At 71.5% G+C, this 15,067-nt stretch carries 17 protein-coding genes and 1 tRNA gene; 5 read left to right on the top strand and 13 right to left on the bottom strand.

Annotated elements, in window-relative coordinates; all coding sequences use genetic code 11:
- Positions 1–72 precede the first annotated feature (72 nt).
- From BJK06_RS14805 to BJK06_RS14795, 3 genes are read right to left on the bottom strand one after another with little or no spacing between them, the layout of a single operon-like run.
- Positions 73–987, bottom strand: coding sequence for a glycine betaine ABC transporter substrate-binding protein (locus tag BJK06_RS14805; RefSeq protein WP_070418519.1), 915 nt, complete (start codon positions 985–987; stop codon positions 73–75).
- Between the two features lie 14 nt (positions 988–1,001).
- Positions 1,002–1,979 (bottom strand): proline/glycine betaine ABC transporter permease, encoded by a 978-nt coding sequence (locus BJK06_RS14800; RefSeq protein ID WP_070418518.1) that lies wholly within the window; start codon positions 1,977–1,979, stop codon positions 1,002–1,004.
- Positions 1,976–3,292: a glycine betaine/L-proline ABC transporter ATP-binding protein gene (locus tag BJK06_RS14795; RefSeq protein WP_374930698.1), complete on the bottom strand. Its 1,317-nt coding sequence runs from the start codon at positions 3,290–3,292 to the stop codon at positions 1,976–1,978. The genes BJK06_RS14800 and BJK06_RS14795 overlap by 4 nt, the downstream gene beginning before the upstream one ends.
- Positions 3,293–3,720: 428 nt before the next feature.
- Between BJK06_RS14795 and BJK06_RS14790 the strand changes: the two genes are divergently transcribed.
- Complete coding sequence (locus BJK06_RS14790; RefSeq protein ID WP_083295299.1) at positions 3,721–5,358, top strand: amino acid permease; 1,638 nt, start codon at positions 3,721–3,723, stop codon at positions 5,356–5,358.
- A 117-nt stretch (positions 5,359–5,475) separates the two neighbouring features.
- Positions 5,476–5,781 (top strand): hypothetical protein, encoded by a 306-nt coding sequence (locus tag BJK06_RS14785; protein WP_070418517.1) that lies wholly within the window; start codon positions 5,476–5,478, stop codon positions 5,779–5,781.
- A 112-nt stretch (positions 5,782–5,893) separates the two neighbouring features.
- On the opposite strand, the gene BJK06_RS14780 is transcribed toward BJK06_RS14785, so the two are convergent.
- From BJK06_RS14780 to BJK06_RS14745, 8 genes are all read right to left on the bottom strand, one after another.
- Complete coding sequence (locus BJK06_RS14780) at positions 5,894–6,730, bottom strand: VOC family protein (RefSeq protein ID WP_070418516.1); 837 nt, start codon at positions 6,728–6,730, stop codon at positions 5,894–5,896.
- 114 nt (positions 6,731–6,844) lie between these two features.
- Positions 6,845–7,471, bottom strand: coding sequence for a PepSY domain-containing protein (locus BJK06_RS14775; protein WP_070418515.1), 627 nt, complete (start codon positions 7,469–7,471; stop codon positions 6,845–6,847).
- A gap of 48 nt (positions 7,472–7,519) precedes the next feature.
- Positions 7,520–8,863, bottom strand: coding sequence for a cell wall metabolism sensor histidine kinase WalK (locus BJK06_RS14770; RefSeq protein WP_070418514.1), 1,344 nt, complete (start codon positions 8,861–8,863; stop codon positions 7,520–7,522).
- Positions 8,856–9,533 (bottom strand): response regulator transcription factor, encoded by a 678-nt coding sequence (locus BJK06_RS14765; protein WP_070418513.1) that lies wholly within the window; start codon positions 9,531–9,533, stop codon positions 8,856–8,858. Before BJK06_RS14765 ends, BJK06_RS14770 begins: the two co-directional genes overlap by 8 nt.
- A 263-nt stretch (positions 9,534–9,796) precedes the next feature.
- Positions 9,797–10,009, bottom strand: coding sequence for an SCO4848 family membrane protein (locus BJK06_RS14760; protein ID WP_070418512.1), 213 nt, complete (start codon positions 10,007–10,009; stop codon positions 9,797–9,799).
- 207 nt (positions 10,010–10,216) lie between these two features.
- Positions 10,217–11,143, bottom strand: coding sequence for a hypothetical protein (locus tag BJK06_RS14755; RefSeq protein ID WP_070418511.1), 927 nt, complete (start codon positions 11,141–11,143; stop codon positions 10,217–10,219).
- Positions 11,140–11,607: an ImmA/IrrE family metallo-endopeptidase gene (locus BJK06_RS14750; protein WP_022905932.1), complete on the bottom strand. Its 468-nt coding sequence runs from the start codon at positions 11,605–11,607 to the stop codon at positions 11,140–11,142. The genes BJK06_RS14755 and BJK06_RS14750 overlap by 4 nt, the downstream gene beginning before the upstream one ends.
- A complete protein-coding gene (locus BJK06_RS14745) occupies positions 11,604–12,044 on the bottom strand; it encodes a hypothetical protein (RefSeq protein WP_070419521.1) in 441 nt (146 codons plus the stop codon). The genes BJK06_RS14750 and BJK06_RS14745 overlap by 4 nt, the downstream gene beginning before the upstream one ends.
- Before the next feature lie 84 nt (positions 12,045–12,128).
- Here BJK06_RS14745 and BJK06_RS14740 point away from each other — a divergent pair, with 84 nt between their 5' ends.
- Positions 12,129–12,779, top strand: a complete 651-nt coding sequence (locus BJK06_RS14740; protein WP_070418510.1) for a YigZ family protein — start codon at positions 12,129–12,131, stop codon at positions 12,777–12,779.
- Positions 12,780–12,884: 105 nt separating this feature from the next.
- On the opposite strand, the gene BJK06_RS14735 is transcribed toward BJK06_RS14740, so the two are convergent.
- Positions 12,885–12,960 (bottom strand) — tRNA-Lys (locus BJK06_RS14735).
- A 93-nt stretch (positions 12,961–13,053) separates the two neighbouring features.
- Between BJK06_RS14735 and bcp the strand changes: the two genes are divergently transcribed.
- Entirely contained in the window at positions 13,054–13,524 is a 471-nt protein-coding gene (gene bcp, locus BJK06_RS14730) for a thioredoxin-dependent thiol peroxidase (RefSeq protein ID WP_070418509.1), read from the top strand.
- A 73-nt stretch (positions 13,525–13,597) separates the two neighbouring features.
- Here the strand turns inward: bcp and BJK06_RS14725 are convergent, their stop codons facing one another.
- Positions 13,598–14,020 carry a hypothetical protein gene (locus BJK06_RS14725; RefSeq protein WP_083295296.1) on the bottom strand — a complete coding sequence of 141 codons (423 nt, stop codon included), beginning with the start codon at positions 14,018–14,020 and terminating at the stop codon, positions 13,598–13,600.
- Positions 14,021–14,280: 260 nt separating this feature from the next.
- On the opposite strand from BJK06_RS14725, the gene BJK06_RS14720 reads away from it, so the two are divergent.
- Positions 14,281–14,529 (top strand): WhiB family transcriptional regulator, encoded by a 249-nt coding sequence (locus tag BJK06_RS14720; protein WP_022904217.1) that lies wholly within the window; start codon positions 14,281–14,283, stop codon positions 14,527–14,529.
- Positions 14,530–15,067: the final 538 nt, after the last annotated feature.

Genomic DNA, 15,067 nt, shown 5'->3' with positions numbered 1-15,067 from the left:
AGGAACGCGACCACCCGCACGACAGGAGGCGCGGCGCCGGACCGGCACCGCGCCTCCTGGCAGGGGCTGCTGCTACTTCGTCGAGGTGAGCGAGTCCACGTAGTCCTGGTGCTCGGACGCCCACTTCGCGGTGATCGCCGGGTACTCGCTCGTCTTCGCACCGCTGTTCACGAGCGCGTTCTCGAGTGAGTAGAGCGTGTCGGAGTCCATCGCGAAGTTCTCCATCCACTTCGACGCCTGCGGGAACTCGTCGGCGAAGTCCTTCTTGGCGATGGTGTGGATCTCCTCGTTCTTGCCGAGGGCGCCCTTCGGGTCCTCCAGGTCCTTGATCGGGAAGGCGTCGTACGCCCAGTGCGGACGCCACAGCGTCACGACGACGTCCTCCTTCTTCGCGATCGCGGCCTTGAGGTCGGCGAGCATCGCCGGCGTCGAACTCGTGATGAAGTCCATCCCGTCGAGGCCGTACTTCGGGATCACCTGGTCCTGCACGACCTTCGTCTCGCCGGCCGCGGGCTCGATGCCGACGATCTTGTTGCCGAAGTCCGAGGCCTTCGCCTGCAGTTCGTCGATCGAGTCGATGTCCGAGTACTCCGGCACGGCGAGCTCGAGCGACGCCTGCTCGTTCCACGCGCCGAGGTCCGTGAGGTCCTTGCCGTACGTGTCCATGTACTCCTTGTGCGTGTTCGGCAGCCAGGTGTCGAACACGACGTCGTAGTCGCCGGATGCGAGGCCCGTGTAGGCGGGCGCGACGTCGGAGTTCGTGAGCTGGACGTCGTAGCCCTTCTGCTCGAGGACGTGCTTCCAGAGGTAGCTCGCGGCGGTGTCCTCGTCCCAGCCGTTGAAGACGACGACGTGCATGGACTTCTGGTCGCCGTTGTCGAGCGTGCCGGAGGCGCCGTAGTACCCGGGCGGCATGCACGCGGACAGGCCGAGGGCGGTGGCGGCGGCGAGCGCGGCGGCCGCGAGGGTGCGCTTGGTTCGCTTCATGATCTGTTCCTTCCTCACGCGTCGACGGTCTGGCGGTCGGTGACCGCTTCGGTGGTGGCGGCGGTCTGGGCGGTCGCCGCGTTCGGCGTCGCGGTCGCGGTGGGCTTCCGCTTCGCACGTCCGAAGAGCCTGGAGGCGCGGCCCGAGTCACCGCCGAGCGCTGCGGTCAGGCGGTCCAGCAGGATCGCCAGCACCACCACCGACAGGCCGGCTTCCGCGCCGAGACCGACGTCGATGCGGTTCAGCGAGGCGACGATCTGCTCGCCGAGTCCCCCGGCGCCGACCATGCCGGCGATGACGACCATCGAGAGCGACAGCATGATGACCTGGTTGACGCCCGCCATGATGCTGGCCTTCGCGAGCGGCAGCTGGATCTGGCGGAGGATGCGCCACGGGCTCGACCCGAACGCGGCGCCCGCCTCGACGACCTCGCTCGGGACCCCGCGAATGCCGAGCTCGGTGAGCCGGACGCCCGGAGCCATCGCGAACACGATCGTCGCGACGATGCCGGGGACGACGCCGACGCGGAAGAGCAGCAGCGCCGGGATCAAGTAGACGAAGGCCGGGGTGGTCTGCATGAAGTCGAGCACCGGGCGGATGATCCGGCTGGCGGTGTCCGAGCGGGCGGCCCAGATGCCGAGCGGGATGCTGAACACGACAGCGAGCCCCGCGGCGACGATCACGAGGGCGAGGGTGTCCATCGCGTTCGTCCACTGGCCGACGCTCACGATGAAGAGCAGACCGACGGCGGCGCCGAGCGCGAGCTTCCAGCCCTTCGCGACGAACGCCAGGACCACGAGGATCGCGACGACCACCCAGAACGGCGGCGTGGAGAGGAAGTACTCCATCCACGCGTCCATCCACGTGAACACGTAGCGGACGACGTCGAAGAAGCCGGAGAGGTAGGTGGTGATCCAGTCGACGATCGCTGCGACCCAGGTGCCGAGGGGCAGGTGGAAGGCGCCGAAGGAGTTGGTACCGGGGGTGATCATGCGTGGTCTCCTTCGGCGAGGGTCGAGTCCATGTCGGAGTCGGAGATGCGGGTGACCGGCTCGAGCACCGGGATGGGCATCGTCGCCGTCGGCACGTTGCCGAGGGCGGCGAGCAGGGTGACGCGCGGGACGACCCCGAGCAGGCGCCCTTCGTCGTCGACGACCGCGATCGGCAGCGGCGACTCCACCGCGAGCTCGAACAGGTCGGTCAGCGCGGTCTCCGGCGCGACCCGGGCGTACTCGGTGTTGACGATGGCGTCGAGGTTCGTGTCGCCGGCCTTGACCTGGCGCATCACGTGCCGGTCGCGGACCCAGCCCTCGAGCTTCCGGCCGCGTCCGGTCACGAAGACCGCGGCCGTCTGCAGGTCGCGCATGGTCCGGAGCGCGCCACGCGGGCCGACGGTCAGCGGGACCGCGGCACGTGCGGGCTCCATGACGCTCGACGCGGTGAGCACGCGGGCACGGTCGACGTCCTGCACGAACTGGGCGACGTAGTCGTTCGCGGGGTCCGTGAGGATGTCCTCCGGCGAACCGATCTGCACGATCCGGCCGTCGCGCATCACGGCGATCCGGTCGCCGAGGAACATCGCCTCGTTGAGGTCGTGCGTGATGAAGACGATCGTCTTGCCGAGGCGCTGCTGCAGGTCGACGAGCTGCTCCTGCATCTCGCGGCGGATGAGCGGGTCGAGGGCGCTGAAGGCCTCGTCCATCAGCAGGACGTCGGTCTCGGCGGCGAGGGCGCGGGCGATGCCGACGCGCTGCTGCATGCCGCCGGAGAGCTCGTCGGGCCTGGCGTCCGACCAGACGTCGAGTCCGACCAGGCCGATGACCTCGCGGGCCTTGGCGAGCCGGGTGGCCTTGTCGACGCCGTTGACCTCGAGGCCGTACGCGACGTTCTCGAGCACCGTGCGGTGCGGCAGCAGCGCGAAGTGCTGGAAGACCATCGACACGCTGGTGCGGCGGATCTCGCGGATCTCCTTCGGCGTCGCCTTGGTGACCGTCCGGCCGCCGATCTCGACGCTGCCCGCGGTCGGCTCCAGCAGGCCGTTCAGCATGCGGATGAGCGTCGACTTGCCCGAGCCGGACAGGCCCATGACGACGAAGATCTCGCCGGGACGCACGTCGAAGGACGCGTCGATGACGGCTGCCGAGCCGAGGTCACGGACCTCGTCACGGGTGGCGCCGTCGGCCAGACGGCGGACCGCTTCACCGGGTCGGCGGCCGAAGACCTTGTAGGCGCCGTGCACGCACACGGCCGGGACGTCGGTGGGGTGGTCCGGCGTGACGGCACGCCGGTCCTGGGGTGGTGCGATGGTCAACGGTGCTCCTCGCGGGACCGCGGCGCGGAACGGCGCACGGCGGTACCGGTGGTTGCGGACGGGTCGCCCGGCACCGTGTTCGGCGGCATCGCATCGAGCCCGCGCAACGGCGCAGGGCGAGCGATCACGCACGCGGGGGTCGTACTCGGGACGACCCCGGTCCAGCCGACCGTACGGCCCCCGCTGTGCTGCTGCGGTGGACGCGTCCTGATCGTCGGTGTCCCCTGAAGGGACGTTCAAGGCTATCGGCGCTTGTCCCCCGTCGCGAATCCGGGTCCGCCGGAATCCCGGCACCGGTGTACCCCGTTCACGGCGTGTCGCCCACCGGTGCGGGGATCGCGATCGTGACCGGCTCGTTACTTTTCAGGAGACTCGCATGGTTGTGTGCCACCCCGGTTCGACGCACCTGTAGCGTGTCGCGCATGACAGCGCAGAACGACACCGGGGTGGACCGCGCGCCCGCGAACGACTTCTCGCACGAGCAGGAGGGCTACCAGCACGGGCTGAAGCCCCGGCAACTGCAGATGATCGCCATCGGCGGCGCGATCGGCACGGGGCTCTTCCTCGGCGCGGGCGGTCGCCTGCACACCGCGGGGCCGGCCCTGGCGGTCGTGTACCTCATCGCGGGCATCTTCGCGTTCTTCATCCTCCGGGCACTCGGTGAGCTCGTGCTGCACCGACCGTCGTCCGGGTCGTTCATCTCGTACGCCCGCGAGTTCTTCGGGGAGAAGTTCGCGTACGCCGCCGGGTGGATGTACTTCCTCAACTGGGCGATGACCTCGATCGTGGACACCACCGCGGTCGCGCTCTACCTGCACTACTGGGCCGGACCGCGCGCGATCCCGCAGTGGGCGCTGGCCCTCGCGGCGCTCGTCGTCGTGCTGGCCGCGAACCTCGTCGCCGTGAAGGTGTTCGGCGAGCTGGAGTTCTGGTTCGCGATCATCAAGGTCGCCGCCCTGGTGGCCTTCCTCATCGTCGCGCTCGTGTGGCTCGTGTTCGCGTTCCCCGTCGAGACGGGCGGCGAGACGGTCCGGACCGGGTTCAAGATCTGGGCTGACAACGGCGGCCTCTTCCCGACCGGCCTGCTCCCGGCGGTCCTCGTCGTGCAGGGCGTCGTGTTCGCCTACGCCGCGATCGAGCTCGTCGGCACCGCGTCCGGCGAGACGCAGGACACCGAGAAGGTCATCCCCCGCGCGATCAACTCGGTCGTCTTCCGCATCGCGGTGTTCTACGTCGGGTCGGTCGTCCTGCTCTCGCTGCTCCTGCCGTACACGTCGTACAAGGACGGCGTCAGCCCCTTCGTGACCTTCTTCTCGTCGATCGGCAACCCGCAGGTCGGCCAGGTCGTCGGCTCGATCATGAACTTCGTCGTCCTCACCGCGGCGCTGTCGTCGCTGAACGCCGGGCTCTACTCGACCGGACGAGCACTCCACTCGATGGGCATGAACGGCTCCGCGCCGAAGTGGACCACGAAGATGACGAAGGGCGGCGTGCCGTTCGCCGGCATCCTGCTCACCTCGGCGTTCACGCTGGTCGGCGTCATCCTCAACCTGTTCGTCCCCGGGCAGGCGTTCGAGATCGCCCTGAACATCGCGAGCCTCGGCATCATCACCGCCTGGGGCACGATCATCCTCTGCCAGATGAAGCTGCGGTCGTGGGCGAAGCAGGGGCTCGCGAAGGAGCCGTCGTTCAAGCTGCCGGGCGCGCCGTACACGTCCTGGCTGACGCTGGTGTTCCTCGCGACCGTCATCGTGCTCATGGCGATCGACTACCCGATCGGCACGTACACGATCGCGTCGCTCATCATCGTGATCCCGCTGCTCATCCTCGGCTGGTTCCTGCAGCGCGACCGCATCCTCCGGATCGCCTCGCTCCGCTCGGGCATCACGGGTCCGTACCCGGTGACCGGTCGGGATCCGGCGAACCAGGTGCGTCGGAGCGGCGCCGGCACGGACGGCTCCTCGACCGCAGCGACGGACGGTTCCTCGACCGGGTCCACGGATGCGTCCGCTGGTCCGGACGCCGGGTCGGACGCCGGGTCGGACGACCACCGGGCCTGATCACCGGCAGCTCCCCCGTCCGTCGGCTCGACCGGCGAACGCGCGGAGTGTCCGGATAGCGAAACAGCGCGCCCGGGGCGTGCAAGAGGGTCCGGCACCCGTCGGTACGATCGGCGGGTGCCGGACCCATCTGTCTCCCCCACGCTCGACCTCCAGCTCACCTGGCGCGGTACCTTCGGCCGCGTCCGGGTGTTCGACGACCGCGTCGCCGCCGAGACCAGCTACGAGCGGGACGCCCTGACGCCGGTGCCGATGGAGTCCGTGCGCGGGTGGCGGATCGAACCGTGCGACTTCGACGCGGTGTGCGTCGAGTTCGTCACGCCCGGGGAGACCTACCGGGTGCTGCTCGACACCACGGACGAGCAGGTCGCCGGGCTGGCGCTGCGCCGAGCCCTCGGCGCGCCGTTGCCGTCCGCGTCCTGACGCCCACCGCCGACCGGCGGGCGCTCACGGCCAGGACGGGTGGGCTGTACCGTCCGCGAGCCGACGTCCCCACACCGCGTCGAGGTCGGCGACCTGTGACTCGTGGCGGGACTCAGCCGTCCTGCGGCGCGAACTGCGTGACGCGGAACGTCGCACCCTGCGGGTCCTGCAGCTCCGCAGCCCGGGTCCAGGAGCCGTCCCACGAGCCCAGCACCCGGCCACCGAGCTGTTCGGCGAGCGCCGCGGCACCGTCGCGGTCCGCCACGCTGAACGACACGTGCCAGTCGTCGGCACCGGCGTCGAGCCGGGCGAGCGCGCCGATGACGTCGGCGAACCCCTCCGGCGCGCCGACCTGGCGTTCGCGGATGTCCGGGTCCGAGGTCGCCGCGAGGTGGTCGCCGTACCCGGGCAGCCGGACCATCGCGCTCGGGCCTTCCTCGATGCCGGAGACCTGCCAGCCGAAGAGCTGCTCGTAGAACCCGATCGCCTGCTCCGGATCGGTCGAACGGAGGTCGCTGAACACCCACCCACCGGGGGCGTTGATGTGCTGCGCGCCGAGTCGGGCGCGCGCCTGCCAGAGCCCGAACGCGGCACCACGGGGATCGACGCAGTCGACACTGCGGCCGGCCGCTCCCCCGGGTCCGGCGTCCTCGGCGGGACCAGCGGTGCCGCCGAGCTCCGTGACGCGACGGGCCACGGCGTCGGCGTCGTCGACCGCGATGTACGTGAGCCACGTAGCCGGCTCGTCGCTCGACGCGACGGCACCGACCTCGTGCCCGTCGATCGACACGATGCGGTAGGAGCCCGGCGCCCCCGGCGGGAGTCGCTCCTCGAAGTCCCAGCCGAACAGCCCGCCGTAGAAGGCCTGGGCTGCGTCCGGGTCCGGCTGTCGGGCGTCGATCCAGCTGGGGACGCCCTGGGGGTACGTGCGCGGGGTCTGGTCGGTCATCGTCGCTCCCGGGTGAGCCGGCGCGTGGCCGGATGCCCCAGGTCTACCGCGGACCACCGACGCCCTCGCACCCGCGCCCGCGCCCACGGCCGCGCTCGCGCCGGCGCCCGCGCCTCAGTCGTCGGTGTCGACCTCGTCCGTGACGACCTTGCCGGTGCCCGCGTCGAGGCGGACGCTGTGCTTCGTGCCCGAGGCGTCGCGGACGTCGCCCTCCCAGACGACCTTCCCGAGGTGGTCGTCGAGCCCGAGCTCGGTGATCGTGCCGGCGTGCAGGTCCTCGAACCGGCCGACCGCGTCGTCCACGGTCAGGTCGGCAGCGGCCGTGAAGCGCTCGTTCTCGGCCCGGTCGTCGGCGTCCGAGGTCTCGGTGCGCGGCGATCCGGACACCGCCGTGCCGGCCTCGTTCGTGTGCACCTCGTGCTCGGTGCCGTCGTCGGTGACGACCAGCACTTCGTACGCGGTGCCGTTCTGCTCCTGCTCGACCGAGAGCACGGTGCCAGACCCCACGGCGTCGCGGGCGGTGGCGACGGCGGCACGCAGGGCGTCGTTCGACGTGGCGGACGCAGCGGTCGCGCCGCCGGACGCCGATCCGGACGAGGACGAGGACGACGTCGTGGACGAGGCCCCGTCGGACTGCGCGGTGGAGCACCCGACGAGGGCGAGGGACGCCACGAGCGGCAGGGCGGCGATGCCGGCGACACGACGGGTGGAGCGGGCTGTGGTGGTGCGGAGTGCGTTCATGCGACCAGGGTGCCGGGCGGGTGCTGAAGCACGGCTGAAGCCCCCTGGTCAGCCGCCGAGTGCGATGCGGACCGCGAACCGGGCGCCGCCGAGCGGCGAGTCCGTCACGACGACGTCCCCGCCGTGTGCCCGGACTGCGTCCTGGACGATCGCGAGGCCGAGCCCCGCGCCGCCCGCGTCCCGGCTGCGCGCCTCGTCGAGCCGGACGAGACGTTCGAACACGCGGTCACGGTCTGCCGGAGCGATGCCCGCCCCGTCGTCGTCCACCGTCAGGACGGCGCGTCCGTCCTGCTCGGCGAGCGCCACGACGACCCGACCCTCGGCGTGCCGGACGGCGTTGTCGACGAGGTTGCGGACCACGGCGGCGAGGAGCCCTTCGTCCCCGAGGACACGGGCCGGCCCGATCCCGGACCCCTCGACCCGGATCGACCCGTCGGTGCTCCCGCCGAGCCGTCCACGCGCCCGGGCCACGGCGTCGAGCGCCAGATCGTCGAGGTCCACCGGACGCCGGACGCCCACGTCGCCCTCGTCGAGCCGCGAGAGCTCGAGGAGGCCCGTCACGAGGTCCTGCAGCCGGAGCGCCTCCGAGCGCACCACCTCGGACAGCTCGACGACGTCGGCGCGGTCGGGGTGCGCCGCGGCGACCTCGGCGTGCTGGCGGATGGTCGCGATCGGCGACCGCAGCTCGTGGGAGGCGTCGGAGACGAACCGCCGCTGCCCCGCGGCGGAACGGTCGAGCCGGTCGAGCATGGTGTTCATGGTCGTGGCGAGCCGGGCGATCTCGTCGCCGGTGTCCGGGACGGCGACCCGGGCGTCCGGTCGTGCCGCGCGGATCGTCTCGACCTCGGTGCGCATGCGTTCGACCGGGCGGAGCGACCGGCCGGTGACCACCCACGTGACGGCCCCCATCACGAGCACGAGCACCGGGACGCCCACGGCCAGCAGCGCGACCGCGGCACCGACGGCGGCGTCGGTCTGGTCGAGGGAGACCCCGTAGACCAGCGTCGCGTCCCCGCCGCCGGGCAGGTCGACGTCGTCGGCGACGAGCAGCCACCGCTCGCCGTCATGGGTCCAGCGGGACTCGTCGGCCGTCGGGAGCGCCGGTGGATCGGCGTCGTCCCCGTGGGCGAGGACGGATCCGTCGTCCCCCACGACCTGCACGAGGACGTCCTCGTAGCCGCTCACGACCCCGGCGCCGTCGGCCTCGACACGAGCCGAGGCCTGCTCGAGCCCCGACTCCGCCGTGGTCCGCACCCCGTCGAGGAGGACGAGGCGGAGCACGACGACGAACGCCGCCGCGCCGACGAGCAGCGCCGCGAGCACGACGACGACCGCCCCGAGGGTGGTCCGCGCCCGGACGGACCGGAAGCGCCGGCGGCCGCCGTCAGCCACCGTCCGCCGCCAACCGGTAGCCGGCGCCGCGCACCGTCTCGATCGCGGTGCGACCGAACGGCCGGTCGACCTTGCGACGCAGGTGTCCGACGTACACCTCGACGATGTTCGGGTCGCCGTCGAAGTCGACGTCCCACACGTTCTCGATGACGTCGCGCTTCGAGCAGACCTCGCCGGCGCGGCGCGCCAGGAACTCGAGGACGGCGAACTCGCGACTCGTCAGCTCGACGGGCGTCGACGCCCGGGAGACCGTCCGGGCGGCCGGGTCGACGACGAGGTCGCCGAGCGTCAGGACCGCCGGGCGCTCGCGCGCACCGCGGCGCACCAGGGCACGCAGCCTCGCCACGAGGACCGGGTGCGAGAACGGCTTCGTCACGTAGTCGTCGGCCCCGGCGTCGAGCGCCTCGACCTGGTCCCACTCGCCGTCCTTCGCCGTCAGCATGAGGACGGGCGTCCAGTCGCCGTCGGCACGGAGGTGCGCGCACACGGCCCAGCCGCTGAGGCCGGGCATCATCAGGTCGAGCACGATCGCGTCGTAGCCGAACTCGCGGGCGTGCCACAGTCCGTCGACGCCGTCGTGGGCGACGTCGACCGCCCACCCCTCGGCTTCCAGCCCGCGACGGACGCCGTCGGCGAGCCGCACCTCGTCGTCGACCACCAGGACACGCATGCCCCGATCCTGCCGTGCGCCGCTGAAGCAGGCCTGAAGCGTCCTGGACGCGACCGGTCGCGGGCCAGGAGGCGCGGTGCGAGCCCGCACCGCGCCTCCTGGCCGGCACCGGGTCGCCTCCACAGCCCCGTCGTCGCCGGGTCCCGGGACGGATTCGGGTTCTGGCCCGGCCTCCGGCGGCGACGGTACCAGCGCCGATCCTGCTCCCTCGGCGACGGACACGCTCGCAGCCGGCCGGGCCGGCGAGGCCAGTCGGGACCGGCTCAGACGAGCAGGAGGATCCCCGCGACGACGGCCGCGACGGCGATCGCCAGCGCGATGAGCAGCAGCACGAGGTGCACCGTGTAGAACGTCGTCGGCTTGCCGGCGGCGTCACGCGCCCGGGAGTCCTTCGCGACCCGCTGGAAGAAGCGCGGCCAGGTGACGACGTTGAAGACGGCACCGATGAACAGGACGAGGGCTGCGAAGACGGTCACCCGACGATCCTAGACACCGCGGGGCACCGGGTCGGGCGCCGGGCGGAGCCGCTCCGGGGCCGGTGGTGCTCGGCCGCCCCCAACGCGGCCGAGTCCCACCCCGTGCTGCCACATCGCGTGTAGCACCTGCTACAGACCCTACACGGCGGCCCGGACGACGTCGACCCATCCAGTGGGATCGATGTCCCGTTCTGGTAACGACTGGCGCTACGCCGCGTCGAGGGCCGCTTCGGCGTCGGCCAGGACCCGCTGCTCCGACTCACTCAGCGACTGCCGGGCGCGACGGGCGCCGTCGTTGATCTCGACGATGAGCCGACTGAGCCGCGTCGCCGGGTCGCCGGAGTCGGGGTAGGCGTTGTCGGTGCCGATCCGCGCATGCAACGGCGTGAGGGCGCGCAGGGCGGTCTCCACCCGGCGGGAGCGCCGACGACGGGAGACCTGGTGGCCGATGACGAGCAGGAGCATCCCGGACGACACGCAGATCACCGCACCCGGGGTCGTGACGTCGTAGGGCAGCGCGAGGGCCCGGGTGAGGCCGAGGTCGCCCAGGACGTGCGCGAGGTCCATCACCACGACGACGACCATCCGCACGACACCGAGGACCCCACCGAGCACGAGGACCCACAGGCCGACGAGGTCGGTGGTGGTGCGGGCCTCGCGCAGGTGCAGGACGCAGATGAGTCCGGTCGCGCCGAGCGCCACCCCGAGGTAGACCGTCTGCGCGATCGAGTAGACCGTCGCCGCCGGGTGCGATCCGGCGTCGAGCATGAAGGTCGTCGTCGTCGCGGGCTTGTCGAGGACGGTGAACGCCACGATCACCACCACGACGACGACCGCGCACGTCGCGACGATCGCGTTCCGGAGCCACGGCCGTGCGGCACCGACGGCCTTCGCCACACCCCAGAGCAGGGTGCTCGTCCCCGCGACCATCAGGCAGTCGCTGACGACCGTGACCACGTTGAACCCGCCGAACAGCGGATCGAGCCACCGGTACAGCGGGTCGACGTTCGTGACGATCGTCGCGGCGAACAGCAGGAAGGTGACCGCGAGCGTGCGGTCCTGCCCGCGCTGCAGGACGAACAGCGTGACCGTGCCCGCGATCAGGAGCAGCGCCTGGACGAGGGAGACGATCACCCGAACACCCCGCGGAACGCGCTCGGACGGTCGCGGTGGCCGCGGATGAGCCCGGCGAGCCGGTCGGCGAAGACCTCGGCCTCGTGCTCGTACTCGTTCGAGAACAGCCCGCGGGCGAGTGCCCGCTCGACCTTGTACTCCGGCAGGTCCGGGATGACGTCGCGGATGTAGGCCGCCTGGGGTGCGTGGTCCTGGTGGCGGTGCAGGATGTGGCCGAGTTCGTGGCCGATGACGAACGAGCGGAACGTCCGCGAGGCCGTCGGGGAGATCATCACCAGGTGCTGCCGCTCGAGCGTCGCCACGAAGCCGCACACGGGCTCGGCGGCGAGGAACGCCTCTTCACGGACGACGATCGGCTTGCCGACCACCTCGGCCGCGGCGGCGACGGCCTGGTCGACGTCGGACCACCCCTCGGCCGCGCCACGCGCCCAGAACGCCTCGACGAGGTCGGTCGGCGCGCTCATGCGACGCTCCCCCGGGCGGACTCCTCCTCGAGCACCTCGGCGATGCGACGGAGCGCCTCGGGCGAGAGCTCACCGGGGAAGGTCCGGGCGGCGAACCCGCTGACACGTGCCGATCGGAGGGAGCGGACGAGGGCGAGCTGGGCGCCGATGCGCTCGGGGACGTCGCTGTCCTCGAGCAGGAAGCGCTCGTCGACCTCGAAGAAGCCCGCGAGCAGGCGGAGCAGCCCGGTGTCACGGTTGCGACGGCCGTCGCCGGAGAGCATGTACGTCCACTTCGCCCGGGACAGCGAGCCACCCTGGGCCGCTACGTACTCCTCGATCGCCGCGAACGGGACGGGGGCACCGCGCTGCGCTTCCTCGAAGTCGAGGAGGAGGTTCAGCCGGCGCGCGAGTTCCGCGGCGTCGAGCACGCCACCCCTCGGATCTGCTGTCGCCATGTCGATCGGACTCCTCCCCAGCCGCACGTCGTGCAGGACATGGTAGCGCGAGCCGCCGACGAGGACCTCGCTAGCCTCGACGGTGTGAGCACCCCGTACCCGTCCACGGTCGCCGCCCCGGTCGAACACGAGATCGTCATCACGAAGTCGCGCTTCATCACGACCGTGGCGCCGGTGTCCGGGGTCGCGGACGCGGACCGGGTGATCGCCGAGGTCCGCCGCCGGCGGTGGGACGCCCGGCACAACTGCACCGCGATGGTCACCGGCGTGCTCGGGGACCAGGCGCGGTCGAGCGACGACGGTGAACCCTCCGGGACCGCCGGCGTCCCGATGCTCGAGGTGCTCCGGCGCCGCGGTCTGACCGACGTCGTCGCGGTCGTCACGCGGTACTTCGGGGGCGTGAAGCTCGGTGCCGGCGGCCTCGTCCGTGCCTACTCGACCTCGGTGTCCGAGGCCCTCGACCGCGCGACGCTCGTGCACCGGCGCGCACTGACCCGGGTGACGGTGGACGTCCCGCACGCCGACGCCGGCCGGATCGACAACGTGCTGCGCGACTGGGTCCGGCACCACGGAGCCACGCTCGGCGACCCCGCGTACGGCGCCGCCGCGACGTTCGAGCTCTGGGTGCCGGGCGACGGCATCGAACCGCTGCGTGCCGACCTCGCCGCGACCTCGGCGGGAGCGCTCGACCCGGTGGTCGGCGAGGAGCGCGTGGTCGACGTCCCCGCCGACTGATCCGCACGCGGAGTCGCGGCCGAATCGCACTCCGGGCGTGTCTCACCGTGCGGCACCGCACGCCGGGAACGACGAAGGCCCCGACTCGATGAGTCGAGGCCTTGCTGGTGCACCCCCTCGGACTTGAACCGAGAACCCACTGATTAAGAGTCAGTTGCTCTGCCAATTGAGCTAGAGGTGCATGTTGCGCTTCCGTGCTGCAACGGGAAACAACAATAGCATGGGTTTCGCGTGCTCTTGACCACTCGGGGCACGGACCACGAACAGGAGCCCCATGACCGACCGTCTCGCCGCCGGCGACACCGCCCCCGACTTCACCCTGCCGGACCAGGACGGCACCGAGCACTCCCTCTCGGCCCTGCGTGGGAAGAAGGTCATCGTGTACTTCTACCCGGCAGCGTCGACGCCGGGGTGCACCACGGAGGCGTGCGACTTCCGCGACAACATGTCCTCGCTGCAGGCCGCCGGGTACGAGGTGCTCGGCGTCTCGAAGGACGACCTGCCGGCGCTCAAGACCTTCCAGCACGAGCAGGCCCTGACCTTCCCGCTGCTGACCGACCCGGACCTCGCCGTGCACAAGGCGTACGGCGCCTGGGGTGAGAAGAACAACTACGGGAAGATCGTCACCGGCACGATCCGCTCCACGATCGTGGTCGACGAGGACGGCACCGTGCAGCTGCCGCTCTACAACGTCAAGGCGACGGGGCACGTGGCGAGCCTGCGGAAGAAGCTCGGCCTGGTCTGAGACCCGGCTGATCGACGGACTGGAGGCGCGGTGCCAGCTGGCACCGCGCCTCCCGTCCGTGGATCGGGACCGTCTACTCGACCGGTCGGGCGAGCGCGTCCGTCACCGGTCGCGACAGCACCAGCGTGATACCCAGCAGCGCGGGGATGAGCAGGAACCAGCCGACGGCGGGCACGCGGAAGACGCCCTGGAACGCCCCGATCGCGAGCGCACCCTGCAGCACCTGCCAGACGATGATCCCGGACCGCACCCACGGACGACGGTTGCGGAGGCCGATGAACAGGGAGCCGAGCCAGAGCGCCGCGATGGCCGCGAGGACCGTCAGCGCGATCCCGGACGCGATGCTCGTGGCCGGCGCGACGATGAGTTCGACGATGAGGACGATCGTCACGACGACGAGGGCGGCGAACTCGAGTCCGACGACGACGAGGAGCGCCAGGAGGGCAGGCGACCGCCGCTCGACGTGGTCGGGCTCGATCGGGGTGGTGTCGGGCACAGCATTCCTCCAGCGTCGGAACCCTTGATTTGGCCCTACCAGTATGGAACGATATTCGAGGTCGTTTGGACGGCACGATGTGGTGTGCGTCTCCCGTGGTTCGACGCTCCTCCCCCGAGCGTTCTGCGGGCGTCAGACTCGCTTCCAGCGGACTCCTCCCCCACGGGTGTCCCCTCGTGCCTCGCGCATGCTCAGCGTTCCGATCCCCGAACCACGGCCCCGGCCTGCCGTTCGAGCATCGATTTCAAGGAGCACCACACATGGACTGGCGTGACCAGGCAGCCTGCCTCACCGCGGACCCCGAGCTCTTCTTCCCCGTCGGGAACACCGGACCGGCCGTCGATCAGATCGAGAAGGCCAAGTCGGTCTGCGCTCGCTGCACGGTCACCGAGATGTGCCTGCAGTACGCCCTCGAGAACAACCAGGACTCCGGTGTCTGGGGTGGCCTGAGCGAGGACGAGCGCCGCGCGCTGAAGCGTCGCGCCGCCCGCGCTCGCCGCGCTTCCTGACCCCGCGCCTGCTGCGCGCCTGACGCCCGCCGCTCCCTCGGGGCCGGCGGGCGTCGTCGTGCGCGGGGCGGCTGCGCCGCGCGCGGCGCGAGGCGGTAGCGCACGCCTGCGCAGCACCGAAAGCACGCGACGCCGCACCATCGCGCGGTTCGGACGCACTTGCGTTGTGCTGCCGCCCGACGCGCGGCGCGGCGAACCACGGAACCGACGTCGAACCAGGGCCGGACGGCGGTTCGACGTCGGGAACGTGGTTCGACGCGGCCCTGGCGGGCGCACGCCGCGCCTCCAGGCGGCTGCGCAGGCCTCCGCACAACGGAAAGCAGGCGACGCCGCGGCATTGCGTGGTTCGGACGCACTTCCGTAGCGCGGCCGCGCGACGAACCACGGAACCGACGTCGAACCAGGGCCGGACGGTGGTTCGACGTCGGGAACGTGGTTCGATGCAGGACTGGCGGGCGCACGCCGCGCGTCCAGGCGGCTGCGCGTGCCTGCGCACAACCGAAAACACGCGACACCGCGGCATCGCGCGGTCCGGACG

The sequence above is a fragment of the Curtobacterium sp. BH-2-1-1 genome (assembly GCF_001806325.1).
Classification (GTDB): Bacteria; Actinomycetota; Actinomycetes; order Actinomycetales; family Microbacteriaceae; genus Curtobacterium.
The sequence above is the reverse complement of the archived record's forward strand: the minus strand, read 5'-3'. Positions and strand labels throughout refer to the sequence as shown.